Source organism: Bacillota bacterium, assembly GCA_013178305.1.
Lineage (GTDB): Bacteria > Bacillota > Sulfobacillia > JABLXB01 > JABLXB01 > JABLXB01.
Window position 1 is genome coordinate 1 of record JABLXB010000011.1, and the last position, 14,926, is coordinate 14,926.

A 14,926-nucleotide genomic window follows, 5' to 3' on the forward strand; every position below is an offset into this window, starting at 1 on the left:
TTTGCCTGCGGCTTCCTCCAGATTCCACCTCACAGTGGACACCCTTGCCGTCCGGCTAACAGTTCCCCCTGTCGGGCCTGTATGGGACTCTCACCCACTAGTGAACGCGCCCTGCCGGGCGCACAACAGTAAAGCCCGCCTCCTCGCCCTGGGGAGGCGGGCGCTAGCGCCGGACCTAGCGCGGCCCTATGATCAGTTTTATTGCCGTACGTTCCTCGCCGTCGATCTGAATGTCCGTGAAGGCCGGTACGCACACCAGGTCGATTCCGCTGGGCGCCACAAACCCTCTCGCTATTGCAACCGCCTTGACCGCCTGGTTGATCGCCCCCGCCCCGATGGCCTGCATCTCGGCCATTCCGCGCTCTCTTATCACGCCCGCCAGTGCCCCAGCAACCGCATTAGGACTTGACTTGGACGAAACCTTGAGCACTTCCACCAAAGGTGCTCCCCCTCCTCATATGTCTGAAGTGCTGGTCCTTGATAGGGTCTGGTTGGTGCGCGCGCTTTTCTGCCTAACTTTTATACTACTACCAGTTTCTGCATTCTGCAAGCACTGTTATCCGGCCAGTCCTCTAATCATTCTCTAATTAGTATTCTTCTGATGCTTCTGGTTTTCCCCGTAGTTTCATCCGCCTCGATAACCACTGCGGAGAGCTGCCGCGGCCCCTTGGCTACCTCGAATTTCACGGGGATCTGGGTCAGAAAGCGGTCGAGTACGAGGTCGGTCTGGATCCCGATAATGGAATGATAGGGCCCAGTCATGCCCACGTCCGTAATATACGCGGTCCCACCGGGGAGCACCATCTCGTCCGCTGTCTGCACGTGGGTGTGCGTGCCAACCACCGCGGTCACCTTCCGGTCCAGGTACCACCCCATCGCCACCTTCTCGGACGTCGCCTCGGCGTGAAAGTCGACTACGACCACGCGCGCTTCGGCCTTGAGCCTGTCCACCTCGTCAGCAAGTTTCCTGAAGGGGCACTCGAGGAGAATGGTATTGAAGACCCGGCCGGCGGCGTTGACCACCGCCACCGGCGAACCCCCACCATCCACTATGATGGAGCCCTGTCCCGGGGCTTTTCCCGGGTAATTGAGCGGGCGTAGTATTCGCGGCTCGACGTTGATGTACTCGAGGAGTTCCTTCTTGTCCCAGACGTGGTTTCCCATGGTGATGACGTCGACGCCCGCGCCGAAAATCTCGTCCGCAGTATCGCGGGTAAGACCTATTCCTCCGGCAGCGTTCTCGCCGTTGGCTATGACAAGGTCAGCGCCGGTCTCCCGGCGCAGCGACACGAGGTGCTCTTCCACCATCATCCTGCCGGGCCTGCCGACGATGTCCCCAATGAACAGGATTATCAAGGCTTACATCCTTTCACGACCGCAAAGCGAGAACCAGGGGCGGCGCCCCTGGTCCGGGTTTCACTTGTTGAACACCACTACCCTGCCTTCTTCTCTGAATGCTATGATGTTCCTGTCCTGCCGGCAATCCTTTACGTCCTGGAGCATCTCGTCGATTATCTCTTCCTGGACCAGCAGGTCTTCCTCCATGATGTTGTCGTTCCTGTCCGCCGCCAGGAGGCCACCGAACATTTCCCTGACTATCTCGATGACCAGGGAAATCTCCTCCTGGGTGAGCGTGTCGACGTCCCTGCATACTTCGAGTACAGTAATGTCCCCGAAGTCGGTCCGCGATACGTCCACCGCCGCCGGATTCCTGCCCTTGAATTCGCCGTACGCCTCGACGCTCATCCTGACGCGGGCTTTCAGGCGCCCGAACCCCTCGTCGTCAAGGGGCTTCGTAAGGATGAACGAGAACTTGATCGCCTTGTCATGCGGGTCGAAATTGACGCTCGACAGTTCCGGATACCGTACGAGCACCGAGATGAGCAACCCTACGCCCTTAGAGCTCTCGTCCCTCTTCGCCAAGAACGCCACCCTCTCAACTACTGCTGAAACTTGATTCTTCGACCCGTTCCGTAATCCTGCCCTTTACTTGGCGTACTCGATAGCACGCGTTTCCCGTATCACCGTCACCTTGATCTGACCCGGGTATTCGAGCTCGGATTCAACCTTCTTCACGATGTCCCTTGCCAGTTTGGTGGCGGTGAGATCGTCTATCTTCTCGGGCTTCACCATGATCCTTATCTCGCGGCCCGCCTGGATCGCGTACGCCTTGTCGACCCCGTCGAACGAGTCGGCGATCTCCTCCAGCTTCTCGAGGCGCTTGATGTATGCTTCGAGGGTCTCGCGCCTGGCGCCGGGCCTTGCGGCGGACACAGCGTCGGCGGCCGATACCAGGAAGGCGAGCACGGTCCTGGGCTCCACGTCGCCGTGGTGCGCCTCCATCGCCTGGATGACCTCGTTGCTCTCCTTGTATTTCTTGAGGAGGTTTATACCTATCTGAACGTGGGAGCCCTCCACCTCGTGGTCGACTGCCTTACCGACGTCGTGCAATAGGCCCGCGCGCTTGGCCACCGTAACATCGCAGCCGAGTTCCGACGCCATGGCGCCAGCCAGGTGTGCGACCTCGATGGAGTGCTTCAACACGTTCTGACCGTAACTCGTGCGGAACCTCAGGCGCCCGAGCAGCTTGATGATCTCCGGGTGCATCCCGTGCACGCCGGCCTCGATGGCTGCGGCCTCCCCCTCCTCACGGATCTTGGCGTCGACCTCTTTTTCCGCCTTGTCCACCATCTCCTCAATCCGTGCGGGGTGGATCCTGCCGTCGACTATGAGTTTCTCGAGCGCGAGTCTCGCGACCTCACGCCTGATAGGGTTGAACCCGCTGAGGATGACGGCCTCGGGGGTGTCGTCGATAATGAGGTCGACTCCGGTGAGCGTCTCGAGCGTACGGATGTTCCTGCCCTCGCGGCCAATGATCCTGCCCTTCATCTCGTCATTCGGGAGCTCCACCACGGACACCGTGGCTTCCGCAACGTGATCCGCGGCGCAACGCTGGATGGCCAGCGAGATGATGTCCCTCGCCTTCCGTTCGGCCTCTTCCTTGGCCTGCGCCTCGACCTCCCTGATCATCGCCGCCGCGTCCTGGCGAATCTCCTCTTCGACCCGCTTGAGGAGCGACTCTCTCGCCTGTTCGCTGGTCATGCCTGAGATCTTCTCGAGCTCGGAGATCTGCCTGGCCCTTACCTCGGAGACCTGCTCGTGGAGCTTCTCGAGCTCCTTCTCGCGCCTGCTGAGATGCTCTTCCTTGCGCTCGAGACCGTCGAGTTTCCTCTCCAGCGTTTCCTCCTTTTGCATCAGCCTGCGCTCGAACCTCTGAATCTCCGCCCTTCTCTCCCTCGTTTCCCTCTCTACGTCCGCGCGAAGCCTGTGAACCTCGTCCTTGGCTTCGAGGACCGCCTCTTTCTTGCGCGCGTCGGCCTCCTTGCGGGCTTCGTCGATTAGCCTGCGGGCGGCCTCCTCGGCCGAAGAAATCCTCGCCTCCGCGAGCATCTTCCGGACGAACACACCTATTACCACGCCAACGACGAGAGATATGACTCCAACCAGAACCGGATTCGTAGACACGTTCAAAGGCACGCTGTTTCACCTCCCCTGTAAAAGCAAACCGGCCGAGTCGGGTGACTCGGCCTCGAACTACATCGCATTGGTTGTCCAGGATACGACCGTGTATACCGGACGCCGCCGGGGCGCCGGGTGAATTATATGGTAAGGTCGCAAAGACCCTGAAATAACCGCGGTTTCAAGACACCGAGAAATGTCCCGATTAATTTTAGCCTTAGCCGTATTGAGTGTCAAGTCTCTCCCATGTCTCCGTCAGTGACGTTCAGCGTTTCGGCGAGGGCCCTCGCTATTGCGGCAGGCCGGAACCCCCTTCTCGCCAGATATGACCAGAGCCGCCTCTCCTGTGTCTCGCGGTCGAGCCGCGAGTACACGCGCAGCCTCCTGCTCGCGACCTCCAGTGCTGCCCTCGTTTCCGCATCAGGCGGCATTACCGTCTCGCTGACCTCGGCGGCCAGCCGTGGTTCGATGCCCCTGCCGATGAGCCCCGCCCTCAACCCGTTTGCGCCGAGGCGGGCTACGCCGCTCCCGCCGCCAGCGCGGAGAGACGCCCATTCCGTGGCGAATCTTTCGTCATCGAGGTAGCCCAGTTCCTTCAAACGGCTTTCGGCCTCGCGGATCTCTTCCCCCGCGAAGCCCTTGCGCTTGAGCGCGGCCTCGATCTCGGCGACGGACGCCCCGCGCCTCCCGAGGATCTCCACCGCCGCTTTCAACGCCTCTTCCGCGCGGTTCACACGTCCTGCGCGGCCTCGTCGCTGGCGGCCGCCGCCTTGACGGTCCCCAGCTTTAGCTGCTGCCTTATACGCCCCTCTATCTCCGCCAGCAGCTCCGGGTGCTGCCTGAGGTAATCTCTGACGTTGTCCCTTCCCTGGCCTATACGGGTTTCGCCGAACGAGTACCACGTGCCGGTCCTCGTGATGATCCCCTGCTCGCAACCGACGTCGACCACGCATCCCTCGCGCGATATACCATCGCCGTAGATGATGTCGAAGTCGGCCTGCTTGAAGGGGGGCGAGACCTTGTTCTTCACAACCTTCACCCTGGTGCGCGTCCCGATGGTGTCCGTGCCCTGCTTGAGGGTCTCGATCTTGCGGACATCCATCCTGATCGACGCGTAGAACTTGAGCGCGCGCCCGCCCGGAGTGACCTCGGGATTTCCGAATATCACGCCGACCTTCTCCCTTATCTGGTTGATGAATACCGCCGTGGTCTTGGACTTCGATATTGCGCCGGTAAGCTTGCGCAGTGCCTGCGACATCAGTCTTGCCTGCAGCCCGACGTGGGCGTCGCCCATCTCTCCCTCGATCTCGGCTCGCGGGACCAGCGCGGCCACCGAGTCCACGACCACAATGTCCACGGCGCCGCTCCTGACCAGCGCCTCGGCGATCTCGAGCGCCTGCTCGCCTGTGTCCGGCTGGGAGATCAGGAGGTTGTCCACGTCGACCCCGACCTTTTTCGCGTACAGCGGGTCGAGCGCGTGCTCCGCGTCGATGAACGCGGCTATCCCGCCGCCGCGCTGCGCCTCCGCGATGATATGCAGCGCAACAGTGGTCTTCCCCGAGGCCTCGGGGCCGTATATCTCGACGACCCTACCCCTGGGAACGCCGCCGACGCCCAGGGCGATGTCCAGCGTGAGCGCCCCCGTTGGGATGACCTCCACGCTCATCTTGGCGGACGCCTCGCCGAGTTTCATTATCGAACCCTTACCGAACTGTTTCTCTATCTGTACCAGGGCAACTTCAAGCGCTTTCTCCTTTTCGATCACCAGTTCCCCTCCCAAGGGTCCACCGGCTGGCAACCCTTCCTAAAATACAAGTATACACTCCGCCTCAATCACTAGGGAAGATCCCAGGAACGTACCGGTTGATATACAGGGCCTTTGGGCGCCAGCGTACTTCTCATGAGGTGAACGGCGGAGACTTCCATCGAGCCCGTCGCGCGGTCCTTGAGAGAACTCAGCAACGGCGAGAGCGCCCCCGCCCCGCCCGGGCTCCGCACCCTGCCCAGCGTCAGGTGGGGCGAGAAGGCACGCTTCTCCCCCGGGAACCCCTCGGACTCCAGCTCGCGCTCCACATCGGCCGCCAGCGCCCTGAGCTCACCGGCCCCAGACGTAACCCCCAGCCACACCACCCTCGGCGAACCCGCCGAGGGGAACGCCCCGACGCCCCCCAACGAGATGGAGAATCTCGACTTGCCGGCCAGCGCGCGGTGCACGGCCCCTTCCGCCACCGCCACGTCCGCCGCCGAAATCTCGCCCAGGAATTTCAGGGTGAAATGGAGGTTCTCCGGCTCCACCCATTTGACGCCGGCGCCGGTCTTCCGGAGGACGTTCACGACCTCGATGACGGGCCGCATCAGGTTTTCGGCGAGTCTTACGGCCACAAAACAGCGGACGGTCGTCACACCCTCGCACCCGCCTTTGAGAGATAACGCCACAGCATCGCGAGCGCCTCCTGAGAGGCGCGCCATTTGATGTCACGCCTGTCGCCCCAGAGGCTCAATCCCCTGTGATAGGAACCGTTAGGGCCGGCTATGGCGATGTGCACGGTCCCGACCGGCTTGGCTTCCGAGCCGCCGGACGGTCCAGCGATACCGGTTATCCCGATACCTATGCCGCTTCCGGTGGCACTGCGCGCCCCGTCGGCCATCTCCAGCGCCACTTGCTCGCTGACAGCCCCGAACCGCCGCAGGGTCTCTTCTTTCACACCCAGCTCCCCGACCTTGAGATCATTACTGTAGGCCACAAATCCGCCGAGAAAGTAGTCCGAACTCCCCGCCACGTCGGTGACGCGGTGCCCCACGAGACCTCCGGTGCACGACTCCGCAAGCGAGAGCGTCAGGCCCAGGCAGCGAAGGCGTTCGCCGACCGCGGCCTCGAGCGTGCATTCGTCGGCGCCGAACACGAACTCCCCCAACCTCGACCTTATCTCGGCCTCAACGGGGTGAATGAGCGCCTCCGCCTCATCCTTCGAGCGGGCCCTCGCGGTCACCCTCAGCCGCACCTCGCCGGGGTAAGCGTACGGCGCCACCGTGGGGTTTGTGCCGGCCTCCATGAGGTCGCGGAGCTTATCCTCCACCGCGGACTCCCCCAGGCTGCATACCTTCAGGACGCGTGAGTGGATGATCTCGGCACCCGCGCCTCGCCCTATCAGGTACGGCACCACGTGATCCTCGAACATCCGGGTCATTTCCTGCGGCGGGCCGGGAAGGAGCGCTACGACCTTGCCGCCCTCCTCGACCACGAGGCCGGGGGCCGTACCCCGTGAATTCGGCAGGACACCGGCCCCTTCAATGACATAGGCCTGCCTCCTGTTGTTGTCCGTGGGTCTGCGACGCACGCGCTCGAAGAAAGCCTCTATTTCCTCCCAGACGTCCGCATCAAAAACGAGACGCCTCCCGAGGACGGAGGCGACGGTTTCCCTCGTCAGGTCGTCCATCGTGGGCCCGAGCCCTCCCGTCGTTATCACGAGGTCGGACCTCGCGAGGGCTTGCCTGATGACGCCGGCGAGCCGCTCGGCGTTATCCCCCACGACCACGTGATAGTAGACGTTGACCCCCAGCGACGCCAGCCGGTCGCTCAGGTACTGCGCGTTGGAGTTGACTATCTGGCCGAGCAACAGCTCCGTGCCCACACCGACGATCTCAGCTATCAAACTGGAACACCCTCTGTGTGTGCTTCACGGGGCTATCCTTTCGCGGCTCAGGCTCATTATTCCTTTACTGCGGTCAGTAGCAGCCGGGCTGCAATACCCCTGCGATCTTCCAGTCTTTAGCCATGCCGTCCGGCCAGGTACTCATTCAACCTGGCCTTGATCTCTTGCCTATCCGTGAAATCGCGGATTGGGATCACTGCAGGTGCCGCTCCCGCCAGCACACCCACCAGACTCGGTGAAGCCATGACGATGTCGGCCCCAGCACCTTTGGCCGTGCTGACATCGGTAGCCTCGACCTTAGCTTTAATCCTGAGCTCGGCCAGTACATCCTCGACGTACATCCGGAGCATGAGGCTGCTACCCATTCCCACGCCGCAGACAGTCAGGATCTTGAGTGGGCTTGGCCGCTGCATTGGGACCACTCCCCTCTCAGCAATCGGTGAACAACTAGATAACGTGCCAGCGCGACCGGTACCGCTCGATATACGCCGCATTGGCTTCATGTCCACCCGGCACGTTCCCGCTCGTCCAGACAGGTGGATGAATGCCGTGAAGCGCCAGGCGGGAAGCTGTCTCGGCCACAAGACTATTGCAGATGGCGGCGCAGGCCACCGTTGACAGCGGAGCCACCCGGGGCGCTCCTTCACATATCTCAATTGCAGCATCTCCATATGGCACGCGATTGTCAATAACCACGTCGGCTATCTCGTATAGCTTCTTGCCGCTGGAGTGTCCCGGAGGAACAGCGCGCGAATGTACGAGAGAGGTGATGCCAATCACCTTCAGGCCTCTCTCCCGTGCGGCCAAAGCCACATCGACCGGAGCGGGATTCTTCCCGGATTGGGAAATCACAAGGACGACCTCTCCGGGCCGGGCATCGTGGTGAGTGAAGACAATTCGACCGAAACCCTCCAGGCGTTCGAGATCGCTGGATTTCATGAAGCCTCCCAGCGCCGTCAGGTCTGCGTCCAGAATCGGGCTGACTGGAACCAATCCGCCCGCTCTCGCGAACATCTCCTCAGCCAGAGTATGGGAGTGGCCGGCGCCAAAGACATGCACCATCCCGCCATCCAGAATCGTTTTGGTAATCAGATCAGATCCAGCCTTGATGTTCTCTGCCTGCGTATCCCTGATTTCCTTCAAGGTGCTGCAGGCCAGGTCAAAGTAGGTAAGAAAGGCCGACAATTGCTTCCCTCCCCTTCCGAACAACGGCGGGGCGCCAGTCCGCGAGGCGACCCTGGCGCCCCAGGTCCATACATAGGAAATCGCTACATGAATAGCGCAAGTAACGGCTTGAAGACCAGGATCAGGATATACCAGTCGGGGTCAGCCATCAAGGCCAGCTGCGAGGCTGTGGTAGATAGCATTGGAGCGGTGATAGCCTGGCCGAAGGCGAGGAGTGCACCCATCAGTGCTCCACCCAGAATGGCGCCCCTGATGCCGCCCGTGGAGTTGCCGAACACGCCCGCCGCGCCGCCGGGGAAGAAAAGCTGGATCATGGGCGGAATGATCACCGCAAAGCCCGTGGCCCCGAAGACGAGCATGAGGACCAGGAACATTGCCGTGGCGGACAGGAACCCAATGATCACGCCCATCGGCGCATAGTTGAAGACGATGGGGCAGTCCAAAGCCGGCTTGGCGTTGGGCACTATCCTGGTAGCGATGCCTCGGAAAGCGGGGACGATTTCTGCAAGGATCATCCGTACGCCAATCAAGAGTACAGTAGTTCCGGCGCCAAACTTGAAGCCCTCAAGTAAGGCGTAGATGATGTAATTCATGGAGCCAGCCTGCTTGGAAACAAAACTCTGGCCGGCGAACAGGGCAGCGATCACCGCGACCAGGCTGACCACCACGCTCGTTCCAACCGTCACGTCCTTAATGAAACTGATGTTTTCCGGCAAAGTAACCTTCTCCGTACTCTGCTCGGGCTTACCGACAAAGCGCCCAAGGACGCTGGCCAACCACGCTCCCGAGGACGATGTGTGGCCGAAAGCCACAGCACCGGACTCAGTCACTCGGGTCATTGCCCGATGGATGAAAGCCGGCTGCAGCGTCCAGTAGAGGCCCATGATGACTGAGCCGACCACCACCATGGACGTCATGGAGGCGTTGGGGGAGACCTCTTTCATCACTGCCAGCATGACGAGTGAGACCCAGAACATCAGGTGACCGGTGAGGTAAATGTACTTAAAGGGAGTAAGTCGGGCAAGGATCACATTGATGAGAAATCCGAATGTCATGATTAGAGCGGCGGCACCGCTGTATGTGGCCATGAACTTGTCTAAACCCATCCCCTTGTCAGGCACGGGAGTGATGCCGAACGCTTGCTGGATGATTGGTGTGAAGTTGTTCAAAGCCTGCACAATGACTCCGGCGCCGATCACCAGGATAAGAAACCCGGCCATAGTTTTGATCGTACCCATGACAGTGTCGCTGAAGGATTTCCGCTGAGCAACTAGCCCAACCATTGCTACAAGCGCTATCAGCACCGCCGGCTGCCCGAAAATGTTGGTCGCCAGGAAGCTAGCAATGGCCTCAAACGTTGACATGCTCGTCAACCTCCTCTTTATTCGGTTCTTGCCCAGACACGAGACATCGCTTCTTGACAAAAGGCCGCTGGGGTCCGAACACACCACGGATATCAGCACTGACGCTCGCCGGAAAGATTAGGCTTACTCCCTTTATCACCCCCTCCCGAGTCGGCTCGGAGGATACCAAGTACCTGACTCTTGCTTCGAGCGTGCCGGAGACCCTTGACCTGCTCCCTGTTCCCGAGGATCCGGGCCAGGCGCGACAGAGCGTTCAAATGAGAATCGTGGTCTATCGCCCCGAAGGCAAAGACCAGATGGACCGGATCATTGAGCCCGGCTCCAAACATCACTGGGGAGGCCAACTGTACAAGGCTCATGCAGATGGTCTTTACGCCGGTCTCAGGGCGGGCATGAGCAAGCGCGACCCCCGGCACCACCACGACGTACGGACCCATCTCCCTGATCGTGTCAACCATGGCCTCAACATAGGAGTCCACCACTCCTCCAGTATCGACCAGGAGCCTGCCGGCGGCGCGAACTGCGTCTTCCCAACAACTCGCAGTCACTCGAAGTCCAATGGTTTCCCTGGTAAGGAGATCAGTGAGCATCGGCCTGCCTCCTCTGACAAGCTCACCCTGCAGCCTGGATATGTAGTGGAGTAGAGCAGCGTGGAGCCTATCAGGGTCAGTGATTCTTGCATGTTTGGCTACTAGAGATGTAATGTCATCCACGACCGCCGTTGTCAGCGACCTATCGGGGTTCCTTTCGCCGGGGAGGCGAACAGAATATGGAGGCGCAGCATTCCTCCGTTCCCTGCCGGCATCGTGTGGCTTATTCGTCTCAGTCAAACGCAAGTCAACCAGGAAAGCGGACACCCTTGCCACGTCGGGCGGTGGCAACAGTGGATTAACGTACAAAACCGGCCCAAGTGCGGTGGGTACCGGTACGGTGCTGATGATCAGGTCAAAGGCTCTCCTGGAAAGGCTCTTGGCCTGCCGCAAGGAGTGCACACCTGCGATCTCCAGCAGGGGAAATTCGGTGTTCAGGCGCGAGGCCAACAGGTTGGCAGTCCCCACACCAGTTGCGCAAACTACCAGGATTTTGGGATGACCGGAAGTGATACCCGAGCCACGCGAGATGCGTTCAACAGCCGCGCCCAGGTGAATGGCAACGTAAGCGACCTCGCTCTTTGGAAAGACTACCCCGATCACCTCTTGTAATGCCTGGCAGGCTTGCTTGGCCGCCAGACAGACAGCCGGGTAGTCCCGCTCTATGTCAGCCTCGAGTGGGTTCACGATTGGGGGCATTCCATTTACCAGCCGGTGGACCGCAGGGCCAAGATGCAGGGCCAGGCCCGAGATCAGCTTATCGTCCTGCGAAAGCGGTAAACCCAGTATTCGCTCGGCTTCTCGGGCAACACGCCTGGCCAGTTGTTCCACCGCCGGCGCTTTCTCGGCCACTTGCACCCTCGTACCCTGCAAATGCAGGCTGATATAATCAACCTCCGCTTCGGGGACGGTCACGCCGAACCTTCTCTGAACCTTTTCAGCCAAGCCCCGAGCCACCTCGAAGAATGACGAATCCCTGAGGGTGGCTAGCTGCCCCTCAGGCATCTGGATGCAGCGTCCGATCTGGAGGCGCTTCACCGCAATGGCCAGATGAATCACCAGTGCTGCGAATGCGGTATCGGCAAATTGTACCCCTAGATCGTCCTGCGCCGCCAGAACACATTGCTCCACGAAACCCAGGTCAAACCCATTGAATAACGAGAAAACCTCCGGTTGCAGTTCTACACTTTCTCGTGGTGGCGGCGAGTCCACGTTCTTGCCGCGAGGGGGATCCAGTGGATATTCGGGTCGTCGGTAACTGTCGAGCATCCGGAGTATGTCGGCGGTATCCATACCGCCGAAAAGGAGATCCAGGACAGCGCGTCGCAGGTTAGTCTCGCTACCACACACCCGGTAACCCTGCTTCACCAATTCAAGGCGGAGATCGTAGCTATCCAGCCATTTCCTGGCTCGAAGCAGATCTCTCGCTACTGTCACCTTGCTCACTGAGAGCCGCAGAGCGAGCGTGGCGCTTGACACCGGTTCACCGTGACTGAAGAGGGTCAGGAGGACGGCCCTGAGCCTTTCTCGTGGCGACAGAATGTAATGCTGCGGTGTCAAGCTAGCCAGGGCGCCAAGGATACCCGTCCTGTCAGCATCAGCCCAGACTCCAACCCGCGGCCGCTTCCCCAGGCGTGGGAAGCCTCGTTCTACCAGCCAATCGTCAATGGCTTGAAGGTCATAGCGTACTGTCCGCTTGCTGACTCCGAATTGCCGCGCCAATTGGCCTACGGTTACCGGACCAGGGGCATTGGTCAGATGGCGCAGGACCTGGGAGGAGCGAGCTTTCAGATCAGCCATTGCCATTTTCCCTCTCGTGATATGTGGCAAACTGAGAGCAGAACGAGAACCATAGCATGCTACGTAAATTGCTGACTTCTCACCACGGAAGTGGTTTCCCTCCCGCTCCCGAGGCAAAATGTCTTGCCCTAAAAATGAGGCAATCATGAAACCGCACTGGTAGGATCTCACGACCCCGGAGATGACGGAGGGCCCGGCGCCTGCCGGGCCCCTCAAGACCTGTATGTCCCCCGTCGCGACTCCGCTGCCTATCCCGCCCCGCGAAGTCGTGCGCGGTTGCGCTGCCTGAGCAGGCCTGCCACCCGCGGCGGCAGCGAGATGGGTTTACTCGCGTGCCCGCGCGACAGTATGCGCCTCAGCGCTTCATTCTCCATCCTCTCGGACTCCAGCAGCATACCTGCCACGTTCTCAACTTCGCGTCTATACCTCATCAGAATGTCCCGCGCCCGTTTCTCGGGTCCGTTGATGGTCTGCGCCACCGCGCGTGCCAGCACCTCGCCAGGTATCGACTGCGGGTCGATTATTCCGAGCGGCGAGATCCCCGTCAACACGATGCGCCTCGCCAGGTGCACGGCCCTCTCGAAATCTTCGGCCGCTCCGGTGCTGCGTGAACCCGACACCAGCTCCTCGGCAAGCGCCCCCGCCACCAGCACCGATATCTCTTCTTCGAGCTGTTCCCTGGCATAGATATACTGCTCGTCTTTCGGGGCATTGCGCACGTAGCCCAGCGCCTGCCCGCGCGGCGATATCGTGATCGACGCCACGGACCCCGGCCGCAGGCACTCGCCTACTATGGCATGGCCGGCCTCGTGTATCGCAACCCGCCTCAAGTCCTCGTCGGTCGGTCTCCAGTCGAGCTTCTCCCCGAGGATTACCTTGTCGATGGCCTCCTCGAGATGGCGTTGCTCGATGAGTTCCTTGCCCTCTCTCATCGCAAGGATCGCCGACTCGTTCGCAAGGCTTTCGAGGTGCGCCCCGGCCTCGTAAGCGCGGGGTCGAGCAGGTCCGCCCTGTTCGTCGCCGCAATCACCAGAATCCTGACGTCGTCATCAACCGACAGGCCGTCCATCTCCACCAGGAGCTGGTTTCGTGTCGTGTGAATAGTGGACTTCTTGAGTGCACACCTCGCAGCAGGTAACATCTCCCCTGCCCTGCGGGAGGCCTTCGATGCGGCGGAGGCGGAGACTTTGCGGCACGACGGGACATCATCGCGAAAGCGCACCGCAGGCCCCTTGGGCGCCGTTCCGGCAACTCGGGACAAAGCCGACCCCGATCAGCTTGGGCAGGCCGTCCGAGTCTCTGTCAGAAGGGCAATAGCCATCCGGACTGACAGGATGGTCAAGGAGTACCGCGAGAAGGCCGTTACGTGGAGTTCCACGCATTATAGCTCCGCTCGGCCCGTGACTACTGTCAGATGGGATATGCCAAGGTATGGCGGGCCGAGACACACAAGGTTCTCCTTCCTGCGGATGAACTGGCCGTCCGCCAGGCTGTACACCTTTGCTTTCGGCAGCGTAGGCACAACCGAGAAGTCAAAGTCGGCCAGCGTTTCATCGACGGAAACCTGGCAGCCCGCAATCGGCTCCGCAGACGGTGCTCCCTCCTGGACTCAGCTTCTTGCTCAAGACAACTCAGCAGGAACTGAGTGGGGGCTGTCCCCTTGTCCATTGCCTGCCGGGCAAGCTCACGATAGCCACTGCGTACACCAGGCAGTTTCAGTTCTTTGCAGTAAAGGTCAACCAGGCCTTCGACAGCTGTCTGGTCGGGCGTCATGCTCCCACCCCCAGGAGCCTGTCGTAATCCTGTGGATTCCCAACATCGACCCGGAGAGCCAAGAGGTGCTGCGGTGTGCCGGCGCCGGCGCTCAGATCAGGTTCGGTCCCCGTTCTGTTCAGCAGTTCCTGCCGCACCTCATCGGCCACCACGCGCCCCTGCCTGATGGCCCGGGCGAGCACCTCCAGGATATCTTCCTGCTCAAAGTCACGGTGCAGCATGAGTATCTCCACGAACTCGCGATACCCGGTCGGATCCGCCTTGCTCGCCAGTTCCCGGGCCTGCTGGTACAGACTGGGCAGGCGCCTCACTACCGCGGCATGTGCTGCAGCATAGGGTTTCCGGCTGATCGCCTTCAGGTAGTGCTCGATCTTCAGGCTCGAGTTAGGGTGGTCAACTTTTTGGCGCCGGGCCTGTTGCCAAACGCTTGTTGTGCAGGATCATCTGAGCTAGAATGGAGGTAAGGATTGGCACAGGCAGGTGATCTAATAGGCATGATGGGAGTCAAGGACTTCCAGGGCAAGTTATTGTATGGCTTCTCGCTTGAGGAAAAGGTCCCCGCCGATCACCTCCTCCGGATCATCAGCAGCACGGTTGACTTCGGATTCATCCGCCGCCTCGCACGCCCGTTCTATAGCCACACCGGGGCGCCGTCAGTTGATCCTGTCGTGGTCTTCAAGATGAGCCTCATCGGCTACCTGTACGCAATCACGTCTGAGAGGCGACTGGCTGAAGAGTGCCGGCTGAAGATGGCCTTCCTGTGGTTCCTCGGGTACGACTTGGACGAGACCCCACCCGATCACAGCATTCTCTCGAAGGCAAGAGCCAGGTTCGGGAGAAAGGTCCACGAGGAGTTCTTTGCCGAGATCGTGAGGCAATGTAAGGAGAAGGGCCTGGTAGAGAGCGACCAGGCTTTTCCTCGATTCCACGCTCCTCAAGGCGAACGCCTCGCTGGACTCGCTCGTGAGCAGGTCGCTGTACTCGACCCTGAGAAAGCCTGAAGAGTATCTCGATGAAGTCTGGGAGGCGAACCCCGAACCAG

Annotated in this window: 17 protein-coding genes; 1 reads left to right on the forward strand and 16 read right to left on the reverse strand. The window is 60.6% G+C overall.

Going from position 1 to position 14,926, the window contains the following annotated elements:
* Positions 1 to 175: 175 nt before the first annotated feature.
* From HPY55_15915 to HPY55_15990, 16 genes are all read right to left on the reverse strand, one after another.
* Positions 176 to 436: a stage V sporulation protein S gene (locus HPY55_15915; protein NPV72092.1), complete on the reverse strand. Its 261-nt coding sequence runs from the start codon at positions 434 to 436 to the stop codon at positions 176 to 178.
* A 140-nt stretch (positions 437 to 576) separates the two neighbouring features.
* Positions 577 to 1,356, reverse strand: a complete 780-nt coding sequence (locus HPY55_15920; protein NPV72093.1) for a TIGR00282 family metallophosphoesterase — start codon at positions 1,354 to 1,356, stop codon at positions 577 to 579.
* Between the two features lie 60 nt (positions 1,357 to 1,416).
* Entirely contained in the window at positions 1,417 to 1,923 is a 507-nt protein-coding gene (locus HPY55_15925; protein ID NPV72094.1) for a hypothetical protein, read from the reverse strand.
* A 63-nt stretch (positions 1,924 to 1,986) separates the two neighbouring features.
* Complete coding sequence (gene rny, locus HPY55_15930; protein NPV72095.1) at positions 1,987 to 3,531, reverse strand: ribonuclease Y; 1,545 nt, start codon at positions 3,529 to 3,531, stop codon at positions 1,987 to 1,989.
* Between the two features lie 221 nt (positions 3,532 to 3,752).
* Positions 3,753 to 4,253, reverse strand: coding sequence for a regulatory protein RecX (locus HPY55_15935; protein NPV72096.1), 501 nt, complete (start codon positions 4,251 to 4,253; stop codon positions 3,753 to 3,755).
* On the reverse strand, positions 4,250 to 5,284 hold the full coding sequence (recA, locus tag HPY55_15940) for a recombinase RecA (protein ID NPV72097.1): 1,035 nt from the start codon (positions 5,282 to 5,284) through the stop codon (positions 4,250 to 4,252). The genes HPY55_15935 and recA overlap by 4 nt, the downstream gene beginning before the upstream one ends.
* Positions 5,285 to 5,355: 71 nt before the next feature.
* On the reverse strand, positions 5,356 to 5,955 hold the full coding sequence (gene thpR, locus HPY55_15945) for an RNA 2',3'-cyclic phosphodiesterase (protein NPV72098.1): 600 nt from the start codon (positions 5,953 to 5,955) through the stop codon (positions 5,356 to 5,358).
* Positions 5,919 to 7,172: a competence/damage-inducible protein A gene (locus HPY55_15950; GenBank protein NPV72099.1), complete on the reverse strand. Its 1,254-nt coding sequence runs from the start codon at positions 7,170 to 7,172 to the stop codon at positions 5,919 to 5,921. Before HPY55_15950 ends, thpR begins: the two co-directional genes overlap by 37 nt.
* Before the next feature lie 116 nt (positions 7,173 to 7,288).
* Positions 7,289 to 7,585, reverse strand: coding sequence for a PTS sugar transporter subunit IIB (locus HPY55_15955; GenBank protein ID NPV72100.1), 297 nt, complete (start codon positions 7,583 to 7,585; stop codon positions 7,289 to 7,291).
* Positions 7,586 to 7,619: 34 nt separating this feature from the next.
* A complete protein-coding gene (locus HPY55_15960) occupies positions 7,620 to 8,357 on the reverse strand; it encodes an SIS domain-containing protein (GenBank protein ID NPV72101.1) in 738 nt (245 codons plus the stop codon).
* An 83-nt stretch (positions 8,358 to 8,440) separates the two neighbouring features.
* A complete protein-coding gene (locus HPY55_15965; GenBank protein NPV72102.1) occupies positions 8,441 to 9,721 on the reverse strand; it encodes a PTS ascorbate transporter subunit IIC in 1,281 nt (426 codons plus the stop codon).
* Between the two features lie 92 nt (positions 9,722 to 9,813).
* Positions 9,814 to 12,111 carry a BglG family transcription antiterminator gene (locus tag HPY55_15970; GenBank protein ID NPV72103.1) on the reverse strand — a complete coding sequence of 766 codons (2,298 nt, stop codon included), beginning with the start codon at positions 12,109 to 12,111 and terminating at the stop codon, positions 9,814 to 9,816.
* 248 nt (positions 12,112 to 12,359) lie between these two features.
* The gene (locus tag HPY55_15975) at positions 12,360 to 13,043 is read right to left on the reverse strand and encodes a hypothetical protein (GenBank protein NPV72104.1); all 684 of its coding nucleotides are present in this window, start codon (positions 13,041 to 13,043) and stop codon (positions 12,360 to 12,362) included.
* Positions 13,040 to 13,252: an AAA family ATPase gene (locus HPY55_15980; protein NPV72105.1), complete on the reverse strand. Its 213-nt coding sequence runs from the start codon at positions 13,250 to 13,252 to the stop codon at positions 13,040 to 13,042. Before HPY55_15980 ends, HPY55_15975 begins: the two co-directional genes overlap by 4 nt.
* Positions 13,253 to 13,492: 240 nt before the next feature.
* Positions 13,493 to 13,690 (reverse strand): ATP-binding protein, encoded by a 198-nt coding sequence (locus HPY55_15985; GenBank protein NPV72106.1) that lies wholly within the window; start codon positions 13,688 to 13,690, stop codon positions 13,493 to 13,495.
* A 190-nt stretch (positions 13,691 to 13,880) separates the two neighbouring features.
* Positions 13,881 to 14,195: a hypothetical protein gene (locus HPY55_15990; GenBank protein NPV72107.1), complete on the reverse strand. Its 315-nt coding sequence runs from the start codon at positions 14,193 to 14,195 to the stop codon at positions 13,881 to 13,883.
* Between the two features lie 156 nt (positions 14,196 to 14,351).
* Here HPY55_15990 and HPY55_15995 point away from each other — a divergent pair, with 156 nt between their 5' ends.
* The gene (locus tag HPY55_15995; protein NPV72108.1) at positions 14,352 to 14,885 is read left to right on the forward strand and encodes a transposase; all 534 of its coding nucleotides are present in this window, start codon (positions 14,352 to 14,354) and stop codon (positions 14,883 to 14,885) included.
* Positions 14,886 to 14,926: the final 41 nt, after the last annotated feature.

Bases quoted from the DNA above. Each gene is read 5' to 3' on its own strand.
- HPY55_15965 (NPV72102.1), bottom strand. From the start codon at position 9,721: ATGTCAACGTTTGAGGCCATTGCTAGCTTCCTGGCGACCAACATTTTC.
- HPY55_15980 (NPV72105.1), bottom strand. From the start codon at position 13,252: ATGTTACCTGCTGCGAGGTGTGCACTCAAGAAGTCCACTATTCACACG.
- HPY55_15975 (NPV72104.1), bottom strand. From the start codon at position 13,043: ATGAGAGAGGGCAAGGAACTCATCGAGCAACGCCATCTCGAGGAGGCC.
- HPY55_15955 (NPV72100.1), bottom strand. From the start codon at position 7,585: ATGCAGCGGCCAAGCCCACTCAAGATCCTGACTGTCTGCGGCGTGGGA.
- HPY55_15970 (NPV72103.1), bottom strand. From the start codon at position 12,111: ATGGCTGATCTGAAAGCTCGCTCCTCCCAGGTCCTGCGCCATCTGACC.